This is a genomic window from Petrotoga miotherma DSM 10691 (genome assembly GCF_002895605.1).
Lineage (GTDB): Bacteria > Thermotogota > Thermotogae > Petrotogales > Petrotogaceae > Petrotoga > Petrotoga miotherma.
In genome coordinates this window covers 43,209-62,990 of record NZ_AZRM01000026.1, presented here as the reverse complement: position 1 = coordinate 62,990, position 19,782 = coordinate 43,209, and the positions used below count along the sequence as shown (strand labels likewise).

At 33.7% G+C, this 19,782-nt stretch carries 20 protein-coding genes; 15 read left to right on the top strand and 5 right to left on the bottom strand.

From position 1 onward, the window contains the following. Positions 1-12 precede the first annotated feature (12 nt). A complete protein-coding gene (locus tag X928_RS05580) occupies positions 13-1,140 on the top strand; it encodes a family 1 glycosylhydrolase (protein WP_103078852.1) in 1,128 nt (375 codons plus the stop codon). Between the two features lie 12 nt (positions 1,141-1,152). Here X928_RS05580 and X928_RS05575 read toward each other — a convergent pair whose 3' ends face one another. The 5 genes from X928_RS05575 to X928_RS05555 form a co-directional block, all read right to left on the bottom strand. Further along, complete coding sequence (locus X928_RS05575) at positions 1,153-1,620, bottom strand: metallophosphoesterase family protein (protein WP_103078851.1); 468 nt, start codon at positions 1,618-1,620, stop codon at positions 1,153-1,155. Next, the gene (mtnA, locus tag X928_RS05570) at positions 1,617-2,672 is read right to left on the bottom strand and encodes an S-methyl-5-thioribose-1-phosphate isomerase (RefSeq protein ID WP_103078850.1); all 1,056 of its coding nucleotides are present in this window, start codon (positions 2,670-2,672) and stop codon (positions 1,617-1,619) included. The genes X928_RS05575 and mtnA overlap by 4 nt, the downstream gene beginning before the upstream one ends. A gap of 87 nt (positions 2,673-2,759) precedes the next feature. Then, the gene (locus X928_RS05565; protein WP_103078849.1) at positions 2,760-3,563 is read right to left on the bottom strand and encodes a CheR family methyltransferase; all 804 of its coding nucleotides are present in this window, start codon (positions 3,561-3,563) and stop codon (positions 2,760-2,762) included. A 15-nt stretch (positions 3,564-3,578) separates the two neighbouring features. Beyond that, positions 3,579-4,346 carry a hypothetical protein gene (locus tag X928_RS05560; RefSeq protein WP_146026638.1) on the bottom strand — a complete coding sequence of 256 codons (768 nt, stop codon included), beginning with the start codon at positions 4,344-4,346 and terminating at the stop codon, positions 3,579-3,581. A 71-nt stretch (positions 4,347-4,417) separates the two neighbouring features. After that, the gene (locus tag X928_RS05555; RefSeq protein ID WP_103078847.1) at positions 4,418-5,173 is read right to left on the bottom strand and encodes a YebC/PmpR family DNA-binding transcriptional regulator; all 756 of its coding nucleotides are present in this window, start codon (positions 5,171-5,173) and stop codon (positions 4,418-4,420) included. Between the two features lie 444 nt (positions 5,174-5,617). Between X928_RS05555 and X928_RS05550 the strand changes: the two genes are divergently transcribed. From X928_RS05550 to tuf, 14 genes are all read left to right on the top strand, one after another. Then, positions 5,618-7,663 carry a transglycosylase domain-containing protein gene (locus tag X928_RS05550; RefSeq protein ID WP_169926314.1) on the top strand — a complete coding sequence of 682 codons (2,046 nt, stop codon included), beginning with the start codon at positions 5,618-5,620 and terminating at the stop codon, positions 7,661-7,663. Positions 7,664-7,778: 115 nt separating this feature from the next. Further along, complete coding sequence (gene rplU / locus X928_RS05545) at positions 7,779-8,093, top strand: 50S ribosomal protein L21 (protein ID WP_103078845.1); 315 nt, start codon at positions 7,779-7,781, stop codon at positions 8,091-8,093. Between the two features lie 5 nt (positions 8,094-8,098). Beyond that, entirely contained in the window at positions 8,099-8,395 is a 297-nt protein-coding gene (locus X928_RS05540) for a ribosomal-processing cysteine protease Prp (RefSeq protein ID WP_103078844.1), read from the top strand. 4 nt (positions 8,396-8,399) lie between these two features. After that, a complete protein-coding gene (rpmA, locus tag X928_RS05535; RefSeq protein ID WP_103078843.1) occupies positions 8,400-8,669 on the top strand; it encodes a 50S ribosomal protein L27 in 270 nt (89 codons plus the stop codon). Positions 8,670-8,676: 7 nt separating this feature from the next. Next, complete coding sequence (locus X928_RS05530) at positions 8,677-9,237, top strand: ECF transporter S component (protein WP_103078842.1); 561 nt, start codon at positions 8,677-8,679, stop codon at positions 9,235-9,237. Positions 9,238-9,250: 13 nt separating this feature from the next. Then, a complete protein-coding gene (gene rplM, locus X928_RS05525) occupies positions 9,251-9,706 on the top strand; it encodes a 50S ribosomal protein L13 (protein ID WP_103078841.1) in 456 nt (151 codons plus the stop codon). Between the two features lie 15 nt (positions 9,707-9,721). Beyond that, the gene (rpsI, locus tag X928_RS05520) at positions 9,722-10,129 is read left to right on the top strand and encodes a 30S ribosomal protein S9 (protein WP_103078840.1); all 408 of its coding nucleotides are present in this window, start codon (positions 9,722-9,724) and stop codon (positions 10,127-10,129) included. 44 nt (positions 10,130-10,173) lie between these two features. Further along, positions 10,174-11,913 carry a DNA primase gene (gene dnaG, locus X928_RS05515; protein WP_103078839.1) on the top strand — a complete coding sequence of 580 codons (1,740 nt, stop codon included), beginning with the start codon at positions 10,174-10,176 and terminating at the stop codon, positions 11,911-11,913. Between the two features lie 86 nt (positions 11,914-11,999). After that, positions 12,000-13,244 carry a sigma-70 family RNA polymerase sigma factor gene (locus tag X928_RS05510; protein WP_103076402.1) on the top strand — a complete coding sequence of 415 codons (1,245 nt, stop codon included), beginning with the start codon at positions 12,000-12,002 and terminating at the stop codon, positions 13,242-13,244. 52 nt (positions 13,245-13,296) lie between these two features. Beyond that, a complete protein-coding gene (locus tag X928_RS05505; protein ID WP_103078838.1) occupies positions 13,297-15,294 on the top strand; it encodes an ATP-dependent helicase in 1,998 nt (665 codons plus the stop codon). 206 nt (positions 15,295-15,500) lie between these two features. After that, positions 15,501-15,875, top strand: a complete 375-nt coding sequence (gene rpsL / locus X928_RS05500) for a 30S ribosomal protein S12 (RefSeq protein WP_103076400.1) — start codon at positions 15,501-15,503, stop codon at positions 15,873-15,875. A 19-nt stretch (positions 15,876-15,894) separates the two neighbouring features. Next, positions 15,895-16,362 carry a 30S ribosomal protein S7 gene (gene rpsG, locus X928_RS05495; RefSeq protein ID WP_103076399.1) on the top strand — a complete coding sequence of 156 codons (468 nt, stop codon included), beginning with the start codon at positions 15,895-15,897 and terminating at the stop codon, positions 16,360-16,362. Between the two features lie 25 nt (positions 16,363-16,387). Further along, complete coding sequence (gene fusA / locus X928_RS05490; RefSeq protein WP_103065583.1) at positions 16,388-18,475, top strand: elongation factor G; 2,088 nt, start codon at positions 16,388-16,390, stop codon at positions 18,473-18,475. A gap of 34 nt (positions 18,476-18,509) precedes the next feature. Further along, positions 18,510-19,709, top strand: a complete 1,200-nt coding sequence (gene tuf, locus X928_RS05485) for an elongation factor Tu (RefSeq protein WP_103065582.1) — start codon at positions 18,510-18,512, stop codon at positions 19,707-19,709. Positions 19,710-19,782 lie beyond the last annotated feature (73 nt).

Genomic DNA, 19,782 nt, shown 5'->3' with positions numbered 1-19,782 from the left:
AAGGTGTTTTATGTGGAAAATGTAAATTTTCCGAGATCTTTTTTGTGGGGAGTAAACTCCCCTTTCTTTTCTTTTTTGGAAAATTCAACGGAAGGATCGAAACAACAAATATTTGAAAATGCAGAAAAAAACTTGAACAAACAATTATCTTTTCTTAAGAGGTTGAAAATTAACTCTTTCAGATTCAGTTTAAATTGGGATTTGTTGTATCTTGATCCTTTTTATTCTTGTGCTATGTATGATAACTTTATAGAACAACTACGTCAAAGGGAGATTGAACCAATAGTAAACCTCATCGATTTTGATTTTCTTTCGTCCAATCAAAAAGAAGCTTTTGATAATATAGAAAACGAAGAAAATATCTCAATATTTATAGAAATTATCGAAAAGATTGTCTCCTCTTTTAAATTCAAGGTTCAATATTATATTATCTTGAATCATACTGCCAAATACCTAAAAAAAAGATCTTTTAAAGGTGCAGATGTTGATAACACCGCATTACATGAAACGGTTCAAAATCTTTTAAATCTTTACGATAAAAGTGTTGGTATTATAAAAAGTATTAACCCTTATGCTAAAGTATCGGTAAGTGAGGAATTCAATATCGAGGAAGAAGAACAATTAGATTTTGTTTTTTCCTATATTGATGTAATTGTAAAAGGAGAAAGCCCTTTTTTTGAAAACATGGCTTTTAAAAACTCTGATATAGATTTTATCGGGATAAATTTCAATGATTTAACTTCAAATTCAGAAGAATATACTTCTTTAATAAAAGAACTTTCAAAAGGGAAGAATACTATGGACCTTGATGAAGTAATAAAAAGATTTTCTTCTAAATATTACCTGCCTTTTCTAATAACTGATAATGTATCCACTATTGAGGACGATAGTTTAAAAAGCCGTTATTTAGTTAATAATTTATACAAGATTAATCAATCTTTGGAAAATAATGTGAAGATTTTCGGATACATCTACAATTCCTTAAGTGATGTTAAAATCAATAATCTTCTTTTAAAAACAGGTCTGTATAGAATAGACGATAAAAATAATTATATCAGTTTGAGAAACTTTGCAAAAGTCTATTCGAATATCGTAGAAGATAATAGTATAAACGAAAGATACCTAAAATATATTGATTAGCTTATCGTAAAATTACAGATGCAGTAATTTGATTTCAAAGATACTATCATTCAATTCTATTTCTGCATACTCTCCTTCGCAAAAAGCCCCAGGATTTAATATCAAAGTATCCTCTATTTCAGATTTCTCTTGATAATGCGAATGTCCAAAGACCATCAAATCAATCTTTTTATTAAAATATTTCAAAAGTTTATCAGGTATTGCACGACCAGTTTGATGACCGTGGATAAGACCTATTTTTTTGCCAAATAATTCTAAATACAATTTTTCAGGGAGTCGATTTTTTATATAAAAATCATCCATATTTCCATACACTGCATGAAGTATGGGCTTTTGATTTTCTAAGTAATTCAACACTTCGATATCTACGATGTCTCCGAGTAAAAATATTTGATCATAAAGTCCAAAGTTTAATTTTTCTAGACTTTTCAAGTCTGATTTTAGGGGAATGTGTAGATCGCTAATTACAAGTATTTTCAAAGGGTGACCACTTCCATTATGTTTTTTTCATAAGGAGATCTTAGGACTTTCTTTTCGGTAATTATCGCTGTAACTAATTCATTTGGAGTTACATCAAAGGCAGGGTTGTATATATTTACATCGTCTGGTACTAAACGAGTTTTATGACAAAATCTGACCTCATTATGATTCCTTTCTTCGATGGGAATACCTTCTCCATCTTTTGTTTCTATGTCTATAGTTGAAAGAGGAGCAGCGACATAAAAAGGAATACCATGCCTTTTTGCAAGAACAGCTACAGAATAAGTTCCAATTTTGTTGGCAACGTCCCCATTACGTGCGATTCTATCGGCACCCACTATTATAGCATTTATTTTTCCTTGTTTCATCACCCAGCCTGCCATGTTGTCTGTAATTAATGTAGTTTTGATACCACTTTTAACCAATTCCCAAACCGTCAATCTAGCTCCTTGTAGGTATGGTCTGGTTTCATCGGCATAGACCTGGATATCTTTTCCATTTTCTACGGCTGCTCTAATAACTCCTAAAGCAGTTCCATAGTCGACGGTTGCTAAAGCTCCTGCATTGCAATGCGTCAAAACGGTATCTCCATCGTTTAACAAAGTCTCTCCGTTCTTACCAATTTGTTTATTTATTTCAATATCTTCGTAAGCGATTTTCAAGGCTTCTTCTTCCAATGTCTTTACAAGGTCATTAGTTTCTTCGTTTTGGAAGCTGTCTTTTAATACTTTGTCCATTCTGTTTAAAGCCCAAAATAAGTTTACGGCGGTGGGACGGGTTTTAGATAAGCTGTTTTTTACTTCATCTAATTTGTTTAAAAATAGATTTTTGTCAGAAAGATGTGAAAACTCTTTTGCTCCTAAAACGAAGCCAAATGCTGCAGTTGCTCCTATAGCGGGAGCTCCTCTTACTACCATGTCTTTTATTGAGTTGGCAACATCGAGATAATTCCGACATTCTACATACTTTTCTTCTAAGGGTAAATACCTCTGGTCTATCAAAACTAGGCTGTTACCTGTCCATTCCATTGTCATAGTTTTTATATTTTTCATTTGTTTCCTCCTAAACATTTTGATTTTAAAATCCCTAAAGCTTCTTTCAGCGCCCCTTTGCTCCGCTCCCTGCCCTCTATCTACAGATCATTTCTTGTAAAAAAAGGGTGCAATGGAAGTAAAGCCAAAAGCCTTGTAATTGAAAATTCTTTCCGTAGAGCCAACAAACAGAACTCCTCCAGGATTCAAAGCATCGTAAAATTTTTTATATAACTTTTCTTTAGCATCGTTGTCAAAGTATATGACAACATTCCTACATATGATTAAATCAAAATTCTTTTCAAACTCGTCAAATAGGAGGTTCATTTTATTGAAAGTAACATTATTTTTGATGAAATCTTTTATTTCGTATTTATCTTCTTCTATTTTTTTGAAATACTTATTTATATATTCATTGTTTAAGTTTACTAAACTTTTTTCATTATATATTCCTTTTTTTGCTTTTTGTAAGGCTCTCTCATCAAAATCTGAAGCGATTATTGTTGATTTACTGGAAATACCTAATTCATTTAATATGATCGCAAGTGTGTAAGGTTCCTCTCCTGTAGAACAACCTGCACTCCAAAGTTTTAACCTTGGCTTGTGATTTTTGATAAGCTCGGGGAATATATCTTGTTTTAAATATTCCCATTTCTCTGGGTTCCTAAAAAATTCTGTGACATTAATGGTGAGTTTATCTAAGAACTCCAGCCATTTGTCCTTATTTTCCTGTAACAATTTTAGATATTCAGCATACGAATTGATTTTGTATTTTTTAAGTAAAATATCTGTTCTACGCCTAACTCTGTGTTGCTTGTAACCAGAGAGATCTAGATTGAAATGGGTTACCAATTTTTTCAAAAATAATTTGTAATCTTCGTCATCAAAAGGGGAAGAGTAAAATTCTGACATCTTTTTCCTCCAATTTTAGTTGCTTTCACGTAAAAGTTCTATATAGAAAGAAACACCTATTCCAAGATTGGAATAAGTCAGAAATAAATTTTTGGTAGCAGGTATTCGAAAATAGAAATTTTCATCATTTTTATCGAAGTAAATCGAATCAACCAAAAGAGATTGGGTGCTCGCATTATACTCCAATAGAAAATCTTGGTTCAAAATATAAACAGAGTCAAGAGCATTATCATCTAGAGAAAAAAGCAAATCTCCAGCTCGAAAATAATACTTCATAATATCTTCAAATCCTAGAGATATGCCTAAGTCGTTTGGAGTTTCTATAGTCAACGCAACTTTTGATTGAGAAAGGTCTATCACCTCAGTCCAAAAGGACATGTTAAAAAGTGATTCTTTAAAGATAACGCCAATTTTCAAGTCATTGAATGTTAGTACAAAATAATCATCCAACACCATGCTGAAACTATCAAAATTTTCTGTTAAAAAGTAGGGATCGCTTCTATTTCCGGGATTTCTATACGAAAATTCGAAACCTGCTTGATCGAATTTGAAATAATTAATTACATTATCTACATTCGATAATCGAACTTCGTCTTCTAAAGATTCAAAATCAAAATTGAACTTAGTTTCGTATATATCTTCAAATTTTAATTCAAAAGTAAATTCGTTTTTCAGAGTTTGGGTAAAATCAGTTAAAAAAAGCACCTTCGAGGGACTAGAGGCGAAATTCAAGGTAGAGATTATCGATGTAATTAATATAAATATTAAGGGAAATCTTTTCATTTGCAATTATCCTTTCCCAAATAGTTCCCTAATAATTTAAAATGGGGACGAAAGTCCCCATTTATGGGTTTTTAAATGTTTGCAGCGAGTCTTTCCATTACTTCATCGTCAATCTCATAATTTCCGAATACTTCTTGAACATCATCCATATCATCCAATGCATTCAACAATTTTAATAACTTTTCGGCGTCTTCATCAGAAAGCTTAACGGTTGTTTTGGGTAAAAAGGTTAACTTTTCGGAAACGGTATATCCTGCTTCTTTTAGAGCATTTCTCACCTGAGTCAGATTTTCCGGGGCGGTGATGATTTCTAAAGGATCGGTGTTTTCATCTAAATCTTCTGCGCCAGCTTCAACCGCGAGTAACATTAACTCGTCAATATCTTCAACTTCTTCTTTGGGGATGGTTATTAGTCCTTTTCGTTCAAAATTCCACGAAACAGAACCTGATTCTGCTAAAGACCCACCCCATTTCGAGAGAACATGGCGAACCTCTTGAGCGGTTCTATTCTTGTTATCGGTTACAACCGAAATTAGGAGCGCAACTCCTCCTGGACCGTATGCCTCGTACATTATTTCGGTGAGTTCTTCACCCTCTAATTCACCGGTTCCTTTTTTTATAGCTGATTCGATCTTGTCTTTAGGCATGTTAGCTGCCTTGGCGTTTTCTACCGCGGTTCTTAAACGTGGATTAGCTTCTGGATCTCCTCCACCTTCTCTAGCAGCTATTGTAAGCTCTCTAATGAGTTTTGTAAACATTTGGGATCTTTTTGCATCTTGTGCACCTTTTCTGTGTTTAATATTTGCCCATTTATTATGTCCTGACATAATATTCAGCCTCCTAACAAACATTGAATAAATTATTTTTGTCGCGTTTCCTTAAGTCAATTAAATTTAGACAGAAACAATTATACTATTAAGGATTACATAGGCATTTTTGTTTTCTATCAATTTAATTACTATTATTTTACTTTTATGGGAAATTTGTTATTCTTATAAATTCTTTCACCATTATTTTAACATTTTTCATTTAGAAAAACAAGTAAAATATTTTCTATAATATTATTTATTACTAAAATTTTTAAAAAATATAAATCTAAATATGGTATGATATCCTCAGGCGTTAAGGGGTAACCCCGGACATTGAGGGGTAAACCCCTCAAACTCCCCAAAAACAAAAGTCTTTTTTTTAAAAGATCTTTGTTTGCACACTGCGGCAAACAAGCGGAGGTGTTTTTTATAAAGAGTTTCATTATAGGTTTTTTTATGGGAATGGCAATTTTTTTTGCTTTATTTTTCTATGTATACGGTTATTACAGTGATTCTACTTCTATTTTTCTTGTGGATTCTAAGTACAACACTTATCTATTCGATAATGGCGAACAAATACTATCTACAAAATACAAATATGTTAAGTTAGATGAAATGCCCTCAGAATTAATATACTTCCTTTTGTGGACGGAAGATAGAGAGTTTTACGAACACAATGGAATCAATATTAAAGCGCTGACCAGAGCCGCATTAACAAATATAAAAAACTTTTCTATAGTCCAAGGCGGAAGTACCCTAACTCAACAACTTGCTAAAACTGTTTATCTCACAAACGAAAGAACTATTAAAAGGAAAATAATGGATATTATGCTTGCTTTTTTTTTGGAGAGGTCTTATACCAAAGAAGAAATTTTAGAAGCTTATATGAATAGTGTTTATTTGGGGAACGACATTTCAGGATTTGGAGCTGCGGCAGAAAGATATTACGGAAAAGAGTTAGAAAATTTAAGTTACGAAGAGATGCTAGTTTTAATAGGGATAATAAACGGTCCAGAAGTTTACAACCCTTATAAATACCCAGAAAGAGCTAAAAATCAGGGGATGATAGTTTTAAATTCGCTGCCTAACAATTTCATCATAGAAGAAAAAGATATTGTTAAGGAAAAAATAGATAAGATGGTTTTTTACCCTCAAACCTACGATGAAAGGTATTTAAATTTAATTTATCGAATCAAAGCGGAGGAAGAAGATATAGGTTTAAAAGGTGGTGGGTATACTGTAAAAACAACTTTTAATAAGAATTTATTCGATTCTGTTACTATAGATTCATCGACTTCTGCAATTGTAATCAACAACAAAACAGGTGAAATATTAAGTTTTTGGGGTGGAGAATACGATGTTTTCTATTCCCAACAACAAGTTGGTTCCGCTATGAAACCATTCTATTATCTTTTGGCTTTAGAAAATGGTTATGATAAAGATACCACACTTCCCGATCAGCCTATGAAATTTGGTGATTGGGCTCCAGAAAACTTTGATAAAACATACAGAGGGATGGTCACTTTAGAAGAAGCGTTAGTAGATTCTATAAATATTCCATCGATCTACCTAGCTTCTCATATAGATATATCTCCTCAGAGGTCTATAGAAACAATAAAGAATTTTCTTTCAAATGTAGTAGGAGTTCAAGGTAAATATCCGAATGATTTAACTTTGGCGTTGGGAACAGTGGAAACAAGTCCATACGAGCTTACAAAAGCTTATTCAATCTTCCCAAATTACGGTATTATTCCTTCACCTTACATAATTTCAGAAGTTTACGATAAGAAAGGTAATTTAATATATAAAAGATATCCAAATGTTGAAAGAAAAATTGAAGATATATCCAATGATTCATATGCCACAATGAATACTTTGATGAGAAAAGTCGTACTGGAAGGGACAGGACAAAGGGCAAACGTCTTAGACTTGGATTTACATGGTAAAACTGGTACTTCCGATTTATCAGCCTGGTTTATTGGATACACTGGTAGCGAGGTATTATCTACTATGGTTAAAGGAGAAGATCTTTTATCTTCTTACACTGCGGTTCCCCGGGCAAAAGAGATAGCCACTTCTTTACTTTATTATGGACAAAGCGAGGAGGTTTATGTTTATCTTAGTTTAAAAAGTATACAAGAAAGTATTTCATTTTTTGAAAGCCCTATTGATTTCGTTTCCACTGGGGGAAACGTTGTAGGATATTTAAATTCGGTCAAATTCGATTATCCGTTTAAGGAACTTGAAAAAAAGATAAATGCGGCCCAGAGAGAAATTCAGTATCTTTACCCGGATGTGGTGAAAGAAATCGAACAATGGAAAAAAGAGAATCTGACGGATTTCTTTCAAGAGCCATTTTCCTTCATTCAAAACGGTTACGATTTGGAAAGTTACTTGAACAGCGTTATTATCGATAAAGATACGCAAGCACAATTGCGGGAGATTTATAATCAAATAAAGTATATATATCCAGATCAAGCTAAAATAATCGAAAATTTCATAGAGTGAAAAATGTCTGTTTTTATTTTTTTAAAATTAACAATTAATTAATACTACCCGTTTATTTAGATGGTAAAATAGGCAAATGGATTTTAGAAAATTCTGAGAGATCGGAGGTGCAAAAGTGTACGCTATAGTCTATTTTAATGGTAAACAATACAAGGTAGAAAAAGATCAAGTGATTTACACTGAAAAAGTAAAAGATGTTGATCCAGGTAACCAGGTAGTATTAGACAAAGTTATTTATTTAAGTAAAGATGAAGAAAAGAAAGCTGGGAAACCTTATGTGGACGGAGCAAAAGTAATTACCGAGGTAGTAGAACATGGGAAAGATAGGAAGGTAAAAATAATCAAGTTTAAAGGAAGAAAAAATTATAGAAGAGAAAAAGGTCATAGACAAGAGTATACCGCTTTAAAAATCAAAGAAATTGAAGGATAACCTCGATGATTACCGCAATTTATACCAATTCTGAAAGACCCAGTGTAGAAATTTTTGGACATGCCGAATTTTCTTCTTTTGGGAACGATATAGTTTGTAGTGCCGTGAGTGTTTTAACTCAATTTGTTGCAGAAATTCTAAAAAATGAAAGTTTGGGTCAGATTGAGAAAAGAGAGGGTTATTTAAAGATTTCGCTCAAGCAAGAAACTCACCTCTCCAATTTGTTATTAGATTATTTGCTTAAAAGTTTGGTTGCTATATCTAAAGATTATCCAAGAAATCTTAAAGTGGAGGTTAGATAAGATTATGAAAATAGATTTACAACTTTTTGCCAAAAAAAGTTCTGATGTAAATAAAAAAGATAGCAACCCCAAATATCTTGGTGTCAAGGCTTCTGATGGGAAAAAAGTTAAGGCTGGAACCATAATTGTTAGACAAAGAGGCACTAAGATCCATCCTGGGGAAAACGTCGGAATAGGAAGAGACTTCACCATATTTGCTAAAGTAGACGGCGTTGTTAAGTTCAAAACTAAAAACAACAGGAAGTTCGTCGATGTTTATGCCCTAAAGGACTGATCCGTTTATGCATGGTAGAAGGGTCGCGATTGTTGGAATATTTGGAGCACTCTCTTTTCTTTTAACTTTTATAGAATTTCCAATAATACCTTTGTTACCTTTTTTAAAATTTGATCCCAGTGACAGTTTAATCATTTTGATTACGATGGGATATGGTTTTTTGCCTGGATTCTTTACTCTTATAATAAAAAGTTTTTTATTTATTTTCAGAGCCGGAGAAGGTGGTCTAATAGGTATATTGATGAATTTTATAGCTGGAACTGCGTTTATAACCACGTTGTATTTATTAAAAAATTTCGTTAAGTTGAACAATTGGATCAGTTATGTTATTTCTTCATTACTAACAGGGGTTGTAGCTTACGGATTGAATTATTTTGTAGCTATACCAGTTTATACGAATCAACCAACATCACAATTCGTAAGTAACATAGGGATAAGTTTGCAGGTGTTTTTTTTATTAGTACTACTGTTCAATTTTATTAAGTTTTTTGTTGATTCGTCCATTTCGCATTTTTTATTGAAAAAAACTAAAATAACAAGTTTCGCTCAAACAAAAGGAGAAGAATAAGGAGGTTTTTGAATTGAATTCTAAATTAGTGCAGCCTTCATATACCGCTAGAAAAGAGGACATAAAAAGAGAATGGTTCTTGATCGATGCTAAAGATTACACACTTGGAAGATTGGCCTCAAGGATTGCCAAAATACTACAAGGGAAACACAAACCAAACTATACACCGCATATAGATTGTGGAGATTTTGTTATTGTAGTGAATGCGGAAAAAATAAAACTTTCGAAAAATAAAAAAGAGAACAAAGTATACAGAAGATACAGTGGTTATCCTGGAGGGCTCAAAGAAATCTCTTTTGAACAGATGTACAATAAACATCCTGAAAGGATAATTAAGTTAGCTGTGAAGGGTATGATGCCGAAGACTATTTTGGCCAAACATATGATGAAAAAATTGAAGGTATATGTTGGTCCTGATCATCCACACCAGGCTCAGAAACCAAAAGAGATAAAAATAGAAAATATTTAAGCAGGAGGTATTCGAATGGCAGAACTTGTCGAATATTATGGAACCGGGAGAAGAAAGACAGCCGTTGCAAGGGTACATTTGAGACCAGGTAATGGTAAGATTAAAATAAACGGAAAAGAATACAAAAGTTTGGTTGAATATTTAAGAGGCAACGAGGTATGGGAAATGGAAGCTTTAAAACCACTCACCATTACATCTACGAATGGACAGTTCGATTTAGTCATAAGGGTTAATGGTGGGGGATTGAGTGGCCAAGCTGGTGCCATTAGACTTGGAATTGCCAGAGCTTTGCTTTCCTACGACGAATCTTTGAGACCCGCTTTGAAAAAAGAAGGTTTGTTGACTAGAGATCCGAGAGAGGTAGAAAGAAAGAAGTATGGTTTGAGAAAAGCTAGAAAAAGAGCTCAGTTTTCAAAAAGATAAGGCCTATATTATTTGTTTCGTATTTTTAAGGAATAGTGACGTTTATGAGCAGAAATTATGATAACCTGAAAAAAGTGATTGACGAAATTAAAAATAAAGTTGATATAGTTGATTTCGTCAATTCTTATTTGTCTCTTTCTAAAAGGGGAAAAAATTACGCAGCACTATGTCCTTTTCACGCAGAAGATACCCCATCATTTTATATATTTCCTGAAACCCAAACCTTTCATTGCTTTGGATGTGGGGCTCATGGTGATGTCATCACTTTTTTGGAAAAATACGAACAAATTAGTTTTTTGGATGCCTTAAAAAAAATAGCTTCTTATGCAGGAATTGAACTAGATATTACTCAAAAAGAAGAACCTGTGGAGATAACTTTCAATGAGGAAGTTTCCAAGCTTTATAACTATAATCTTCTCAACCTTTCTTCGAAGCACAAAGTTTGGCAGTATCTAAAAAAGAGAGAGATAACCAGAGACTTAGTTGAAGAATTTGAATTAGGTTTTGCCACTGGCTCAGAAATTCAAAAGGTGATCGAAGAAAATCTTTTTGATAAAGACATTGCAAAGAATACTGGTTTGTTGATCAATGGAGAGAAAGAGTTTTTTTATAACCGTTTAATCATTCCACTCAGGAACAATGTTGGGGAACTAGTTGGTTTTGCTGGTAGACAAATAGAAGAAGAAATGAATTCTCCTAAGTATCTGAATACTCCTGAGAATAAATTTTTTAAAAAGTCTAAAATACTTTACAGGTATTATAAAAACAAAAAATTCATAAAAGAAAATGATTTTGTAATATTGGTCGAAGGGTACTTTGATGTAATTTCCATGTACAAATTAGGTTTCAAAAATGTTGTAGGAATTTTAGGTTCTGCCTTTACAAAAGATCATGCCCTTGAATTACTGAAAGCAACTAACAAAGTAGTTACAATGTACGATATGGATGAATCTGGTCAAAAAGTCACTTTATCCACTATAGATGCTTTATTTGCTAAAGATTTCCAAATAGCAGTTTCGAAGTATCCTGCTAAAGATCCAGATGAACTAACCAAGAAGCACGATAACAAATACATCGCCGAAATATTAAAAAGCTCCTACAAATTTCATGAATTCATTATTGATTATTATGCAGAAAAATACGATTTAGGCAATGAATTCGCTTTAGAGAAATATTTGAAAGAAATGTCAAGATGGTACAAAAAATTTGAAAATGTTGGAAGAATAAGTTATTTACAAAGTTTTATAGAAAATATTTCAAAAAAAACGGGAAAAGGCACCGAATACATTCAAAAAGTATTAGAAAGAACGTCTGCGCTCATACCTGAAAGTTCTGCTTCAAATGAGTCTAATTCTCAAACGAAAGATACTCTTTACGTAGAAAAGGATATAAGGTACGATATTGCAAAATCTTATTTATACCTATGGATTAAATATCCTCACTATAGAGAGATACTCAAAAATTATTTCAGCGAAGAAGATTTCTCTAGTCAATTACTCAAAGAATTTTTTACTTTAACCTCACAAAGTTCAGATATCGGGTTTCTACTTGAAAATTCTTCAAAAGAACTAAGTGAATTGATAGTAGAGGTTTGGAAGATTGAATATTTCTTTAATCCGGAGAGGATTCTTTCTTCTTTAAAAGAGAGTATTAGAAGAACAAAAATAAATCAACAAATAGAAGAGTTGAAGAAAAAACTTCATGAAACAAAAGATCTTTCGGAAAAGACGAATATTACGTCTCAAATCATACAACTTTATTCTAAACTAAAAATAGTAAATTGAATAGTAGATTACACAATATTTTAAAAATGGATTTTATTTGTTTATTAAGCGATCTAATAACGTTCCCTATGGAGGTAAACTAATCGATGGAAAAGCTTAAGAAAAAGATAGATTTTTCAGAATTAATAGAAGAAATTGAAAAAATAGAGATTGTTGATCAAGATAAAATTAGGGTTAAAAGAGACAAAGAATGTTATATAGAAGAACTTGAAAAAGGTTTGGAAAACCTTATTGAAATAGCCAAAAAGAAAAATAATACCATAACTTATCAAGATATAGATGAATGCATACCTCATAATTTATCAGATGTAATTGATGGTAACTTTTTAGAAAAGATTCATGAAAAGCTAGAATCCGAAGGAATAGAAATTATGGAATCTTTTCCAGAGGACCAAGCCCAGGAGGAAGAAGAATTTTTTAACGAGGGTTTGGAAGAGCTTTTTCAAGAAAGGGAATCTCAGATCTTTGATAACTCCGCTGTAAATGAACCCATAAAGATTTATTTGAGGGAAATAGGGGGGATCAAACTCTTAACCCCTTCCAGGGAAAGACAACTTGCGATAAGGGCTAAAAAAGGTGACAAAAAAGCCAAAGACGAATTGGTGAAGGCAAATTTAAGATTAGTAATAAGTATAGCCAAAAGATATACTGGAAGAGGATTAACCTTTTTGGATTTGATTCAAGAAGGGAACATTGGCTTAATTAGAGCTGTAGAAAAATTTGATTGGAAAAGAGGTTTTAAGTTCTCAACCTACGCTACTTGGTGGGTTAGGCAAGCAATAACAAGAGCTATAGCCGATCAAGCGAGAACAATTAGAATACCTGTTCATTTGGTTGAAACTATAAATAGGATGAATATAGTTATTAGAAAACATCTCCAAGAAACAGGTGAATATCCCACTACCGAAAAGTTAGCAGAATTACTGGATAAACCGTTGGAAAAGATGGATGAGATTTTATTGGCAACTAAAGAAATCATTTCCGTTGATGCGCCTATAAGTGGTTCAGATGATGAAGAAGCTTATATAGGGGATTTTTTAGAGGACTCTGAAGCTGATCAACCAGAGGAAATTGCGGTAAGAATGATACTTAAAGAAGAAATTGAAAAAGTTTTAGAATCCTTAAGGCCCAAAGAAGCAACGGTGTTAAAAATGAGGTATGGTTTGCTTGATGGCAAGATGAAAACACTCGAAGAGGTTGGAAACTTCTTCAATGTCACAAGAGAGAGGATAAGACAGATTGAAGTAAAAGCTTTAAGGAAGTTAAGGCATCCCTCCAGAAGCTTGCAATTAAAAGAAATAAGCGATATGATAGAAAAGAAAGATATATAACGGGCGAAGGGGTGCAAATATACAATATGATATTTAATAGGAGTGTAAATACATGGAGAAAAATAAGGGGAATGATTTCCTCTTTTTGGAAAAAAGGTTCCCCTCTTTTCTAGAAAATGAGTTAGATGAGGAACAAAAAGAAGCTGTTATAAAATCAGAAGGAAGATCGATAATAGTTGCGGGTCCCGGCTCTGGTAAAACTAGAGTAATAACCTATAAAATTGCCTATTTGTTGAATAATGGAGTTAAACCTGAGAATATTTTACTAGTTACCTTCACTAAAGCGGCAGCAAAGGAAATGATAGAAAGAGTAAAGAATGTAACTAACAGAAACATGGACAAAATGCTTGCAGGTACCTTTCATCATATATGTAATTCTATTCTCAGAAGGTATGCTACGATTTTAGATTACAAAAATAATTACAGCATTCTCGACAAAGAAGATTCAAAAGATTTACTGAAAATGGCTAAAAGCGAGTACATCAAGGAAATCAGTGATAATTACAAACTTCCCAAAGAAGAAGTAATAATGAAAATTATAAGCTATTCATGTAATACATTAACCTCTTTAAGAGAAGCCATACTTGAAAGAGCTCCCTATTTGTTGAATTTTGAAAGAGATATTGAACAAATCTGGGGTATATATACCCAATTAAAAAAAGATATGAACGCCATGGACTATGACGATCTATTAGTAAATACTTTAGTTTTATTCAAAACTCATCCAGAAGTACTAAACAAGTGTTCAAGCCAATTTAAATATGTTTTAGTTGACGAATTTCAAGATACGAACAAAATTCAAATTGAATTGGTTGAGGCTTTATCCTCGGTTCATGGGAATTTGATAGTTGTTGGAGACGATTCTCAAAGCATATATTCTTTTAGAGGAGCTTTATTTAAAAACGTAAAAGATTTTATAGAAGATGACAGAACAAAAGTTTTCAAAATACAAAGTAATTACAGAAGTACCTCTGATATAGTAGGTTTTATTAATCATTTAATACCTTCTAACTCTGTACCTAAAGTCCTCAAGCCTATAAGAAAAAGTTATTTAAAACCTTTTGTTGTGGAAACTTTTGACGATTTGGAACAAGCCGATGCCGTAACCAAAATCATAAAAGATAAATTAAAAGAAGGTTTAGATTACAAAGATATCGCTGTACTATATAGATCACATTCACTATCTATGGTATTACAGCAAAAATTGGATTCAAAAGGTATTCCTTACAGAATACTATCGGGATTGAGATTCATCGAAACCGCACATATTAAAGATATATTGGCTTTTTTAAAGGTATTAAACAATCCTTTGGATAAGATTTCATGGATGAGAGTTTTAAAATTATTTCCTGGGATTGGTAACAAAACTGCATCAAAGATCTATGAAGAGATAGAAACTCGAATAAATGAGGAAAACGATAACATCTCAAATATATTGAAGGAAACTGAAATAAAAAAGTTCAAAACACCCCTGGAATTATTGACAAAACTTTTTGAAAAGAAAGAAAGTAGTCCTGATGAGTTGATAGATGTCATTTATCAAGATTTCTACCAAGAATATTCTTTCTTAACTTTTACTGATTCTAAATCAAGGAACATGGATATTGAAAGATTCAGTGAAATTGCCAGTCGATACGATTCCGTGGGTGCTTTTATAGAAGATTTGACGCTCAGTGAAGAGCTAGGGGTAATACCCGCGAACGATGAAAAAAAGAACGCCACGAACGGGGTCAATGATGAGAATAAGTTAACTCTCACAACGATTCATGGAGCAAAGGGGTTGGAGTGGAAAGTAGTTATTCTCATATCGGTGAATCCAGGAGATTTTCCCAACGGACTTGCAATTAAAGAACAAAAATTAGATGAAGAAGAAAGGCTCTTCTATGTTGCCATAACAAGGGCAAAGAATGAATTATACATTTTGAAACAACTGACTGGAACGACCAACCCTTATTTAAGGAATTCATTTTATTTTGTAAAAAAGGAAAACGATTTTATCAAAAAAATTCCTGAGGGAATGGTCAACCGTTTGAAAATCAATTATAAATAACGATAAATTATTTAAATTGTTATATTTAATTAATTTTTAATTAAGGTCTAATAATGTAAAATATCCACTGGCGTTTTCTTATTTTTTCAAATATACGAAAAATATATATATTTTACTAATATAAATTAAAATAAAGCAGAAGGAGGTGAACTCTCATTTTTGAGGGCACTTATTTAGTGGCTTCCCTTGAAATGAGAGAAATCTAAGTGCCAACGATTAATCAATTAATAAGATATGGAAGAAAATCTGTAAAGAAAAAGACCAAATCTCCTGCATTACGAGGTAACCCTCAAAAACGAGGTGTTTGTGTAAGGGTATCAACTATGACCCCGAAAAAACCTAATTCAGCTTTAAGAAAGATTGCAAGGGTTAAACTATCGAATGGAATTGAAGTAACTTGTTATATACCTGGAGAAGGTCATAACCTACAAGAACATTCTAACGTTTTGGTAAGAGGTGGAAGGGTAAAAGATTTACCTGGTGTAAGGTATAAGATAATCAGAGGAGCTTTGGATGCTGCTGGAGTTGAAGGTAGAAAACAAAGTAGAAGTAAATATGGTACCAAAAAACCAAAGGCTTAATAAGGAGGTTCTTTACTGAATGAGAAGAAGAACTGCTGAGAAAAGAAACATAGTTCCAGATCCCGTTTACGGAGATATTTTACTTTCTAAATTTATAAACAGGTTAATGTATGATGGGAAAAAATCTTTAGCTCAAAAAATAGTGTATTCTTCTTTGGAAAGATTGGCTGAAGCAACAAAAGAAGATCCAATAGAGGCTTTTCATAAAGCGATAGATAATGTTAAACCTGTGGTAGAAGTAAGATCAAGAAGGGTTGGGGGTTCAACATATCAAGTACCTTTTGAAGTACCTGAAAACAGAGCCACATCTTTAGCTATAAGATGGATAGTTACTTCTGCACAATCAAAAAAAGGAAGAGATATGATTAGTAAATTATCTCAAGAACTGATAGACGCGTACAACAATACGGGACCTGCCGTAAAAAAGAAAGAAGACGTTCACAGGATGGCTGAAGCGAATAGAGCTTTTGCACATTTCAGATGGTAGTATAGCAGTTTTAGGAGGGATTGTTTTGAAAGAAAGATTATACCCCATAGAAAAAATAAGAAATATAGGAATAGTTGCGCATATAGATGCAGGGAAAACAACTACTACCGAAAGAATTTTGTTTTATGCGGGGACAAAACACAAATTAGGGAATGTTGATGAAGGTACAACTGAAACAGATTGGATGGATCAAGAAAAAGAGAGAGGGATTACCATAACCTCCGCTGCAACGTCCGCCTTTTGGAAGGATCATAGGATAAATATAATTGATACACCAGGCCACGTTGATTTTACGGTTGAGGTGGAAAGATCATTACGTGTTTTAGATGGGGCGGTTGCCGTTTTTGACGCTCAAGTTGGAGTTGAACCACAATCTGAAACTGTTTGGCGGCAAGCTGACAGGTACAGAGTGCCGAGAATTGCTTTTATGAATAAAATGGATAAAATAGGAGCGAATTTTTTTAACGCTATACAAACAATGAAAGATAAGTTGGGTGCGAATCCTGTTGCTTTGCAAGTTCCAATAGGTTCTGAGTCGGATTTTGAAGGTGTAGTTGATTTACTAACTATGGAAGCACTTTATTGGAAAGATGAAAGTGGCCAAACAATCGAAAGAACCAGTATTCCAGATGATTTAATAGATTTTTGTGAATCGAAGAGAGAAGATTTAATTGCCGCAATTGCGGAGGTTGATGAAGATATAATGGAACTTTATATAGAAGAGGAAGAAATTCCCCTGGCTAAATTAAAAGAAGCGATAAGAAAAGCCACTATTCAAAACAAAATAGTACCTGTTTTTTGTGGAAGTGCTTTTAAAAACAAAGGTATACAACCCGTGTTGGATGGAGTTATCGATTATCTGCCGTCGCCATTAGATATGCCCCCTGTTAAGGCGTTTGATGAAAGGACGGGGGAATATGTAAAAGATATTCATCCTTCCAAAGACGAAGATTTTTTTGCGTTGGCTTTTAAAATAATGGCGGACCCTTTTATTGGTAAGTTGACTTTTGCTAGAGTTTATTCCGGTACTTTAAATAAGGGCAGCTACGTGGTCAATACAACTAAAAATAAGACAGAAAGGGTATCTAGACTTGTTTTTCTCCATGCTGACAAAAGGGAAGAAGTTGATTACATAAGGGCTGGAGACATTGTTGGATTAATTGGCTTAAAGGATACTTCTACAGGGGATACACTCTCAGATAAAGAATGTAATATAGTTCTAGAAAAACTTGAATTCCCAGAACCTGTTATTTCGGTCTCCATAGAACCTGAAACCAAAGATGATGAAGCAAAATTGGGTAAAGCCCTAAATGCATTAACAGAAGAAGACCCAAGTTTAAGAAGCTACGTCGACCACGATACTGGAGAAACCATATTATCTGGAATGGGAGAATTGCACTTAGAAATTATCATTGAGAGAATTAAAAGAGAATACAAGGTGAACGTTAAAGTAGGTCAGCCGCGTGTAGCATATAAAGAAACAATAAAACTTCCAGCCGAAGCTGAAGGTAAATATATAAGGCAAACTGGAGGTCGTGGGCAGTACGGACATGTTAAACTTAGAATTGAACCGCTGCCTTTGAATAGCGAAAAAGAATTCGAATTTGTTGATAAAATAGTGGGAGGAGTCATACCAAAAGAATATATACCAGCCATAGAGAATGGTGTTAAGGAAAGTATGCAAGATGGCGTCTTATTGGGATATCCAATGGTGGCTATTAAAGTGGAAGTTTTTGATGGTTCATACCATGAAGTTGACTCTTCAGAAATGGCCTTTAAAATAGCTGCATCTATGGCTTTTAAAGATGCAGTAAAGAGAGCCAAACCAGTTTTGTTAGAGCCTGTCATGAAAGTGGACGTTACAACTCCTGAAGAATACATGGGAGATATAATTGCCGATTTAAGCTCAAGAAGAGGAAGAGTAGAGAGTTTTGAAAACGTGGGAGGAACGAATACCAGAATAATACATGCCCATGTTCCATTATCAGAATTATTCGGATACGCCACAGTAATGAGATCTCTTTCGCAAGGAAGAGCAACCAGTTCGATTCAATTTTCTCATTATGAGGAGGTTCCGGAGCAAGTAACTCAAAAACTCTTAAGTAGAGAATAAGTTCAATAATAATTTATAAGGAGGAGATAGAACAATGGCTAAAGAGAAGTTTGTTAGGGAAAAGACACACATGAACGTAGGAACTATCGGTCATATTGACCACGGGAAAACAACTTTAACCGCCGCTATATCCAAGGCTTTATCTTACAAAGGCTGGGCAGATTTTACACCTTTTGACATGATAGATAAAGCTCCTGAAGAAAAAGCAAGGGGAATCACCATCAACGTTTCACACATTGAATATCAAACAGAAAAAAGGCATTATGCACATATAGATTGTCCAGGTCATGCGGACTACATAAAAAATATGATAACTGGGGCAGCTCAAATGGATGGAGCTATTTTGGTTGTAGCCGCAACTGATGGTGTTATGCCACAAACAAGGGAACATGTTTTGTTGGCAAGACAGGTTAACGTTCCTGCTATAGCTGTTTTTATAAACAAAGTTGACATGGTTGATGACGAAGAATTAATAGACTTAGTAGAAATGGAAGTTAGAGATCTCCTAAGTAGCTACGAATTTCCTGGAGATGAAGTCCCAGTTGTTAAAGGTTCTGCCCTAAAAGCATTGGAAGAAGACAGCCCAGACGGTCCTTGGACACAAAAGATATACGAACTTCTAGATGCGATTGATAATTACTTTCCAGATCCAGTCAGAGAAACTGATAAGCCTTTCTTAATGCCCATAGAAGATATTTTCAGCATTACTGGAAGGGGAACGGTTGTTACTGGAAGAATCGAAAGAGGTGTTGTTCACACTGGAGATCAAGTTGAAATAGTTGGTTTGAGCTATGAAACAAAAAAGACTGTTGTAACCGGTGTTGAGATGTTTAGAAAGATATTGGATGAAGGTGAAGCTGGAGACAACGTCGGATGTCTTTTAAGAGGTATAGAAAAAGATGAAGTAAAAAGAGGTCAAGTCCTCGCCGCTCCAGGTTCAATTACTCCTCACAAAAAATTCAAGGCTGAGGTATACGTATTGAAAAAGGAAGAGGGAGGAAGACACACACCCTTTACCAAAGGTTACAGACCTCAGTTTTATATTAGAACAGCAGACGTTACAGGAACTCTTGTAGAATTTTCCAGCGGTGCAGAGATGGTAATGCCTGGTGACAATATCAATATGACAGTAGAACTGATTTACCCTGTAGCCCTTGAAGAAGGGATGAGATTCGCTATAAGAGAGGGTGGAAGGACAGTAGGAGCCGGTGTTGTTACAGAAATAATTGAATAATCAATTTGAATGTATTATTGTACGGGGAGCTTCAGCTCCCCTTACTAATGAGTTAAAAGGAGGCTTTTTAAAA